Source organism: Halovibrio sp. HP20-59 (assembly GCF_033052795.2).
Classification (GTDB): Bacteria; Pseudomonadota; Gammaproteobacteria; order Pseudomonadales; family Halomonadaceae; genus Vreelandella.
This window is the reverse complement of sequence record NZ_JAWJUW020000107.1, coordinates 1-262: the sequence shown is the minus strand read 5'-3', so window position 1 is coordinate 262 and position 262 is coordinate 1. Positions and strand designations below refer to the sequence as shown.

Genomic DNA, 262 nt, shown 5'->3' with positions numbered 1-262 from the left:
CGGAGACCGCCATGCCGAAGCCTGCCGCCGCGGCCGGGAAGCCTGTCGCAAAGGGCGGAAAGCGGGTCTGACATGGCAGGGCGCAAGGCCGAGAAGATCCCGGAGATCGACATGGACGGGGCGGATTTCAAGGAGCTGGAGATCGAGTCCCGGCGCTTGGCGGCGTGGCGGGACGATCAAAGGATCAGCCCAGACCAGCTCGCGTCGCTTCTGCGCATGTCGCCAAGAAAGCTCTTGGACCTCCGCCGCGCGGGCGCGGGCC

General features: G+C 68.3%; 1 protein-coding gene. It reads left to right on the top strand.

Annotated features, from left to right (window positions below):
- Positions 1-72: 72 nt before the first annotated feature.
- Positions 73-262, top strand: a 190-nt coding sequence (locus RZA33_RS19560; RefSeq protein ID WP_317509868.1) for a hypothetical protein, incomplete at its 3' end; no start/stop codon positions are given.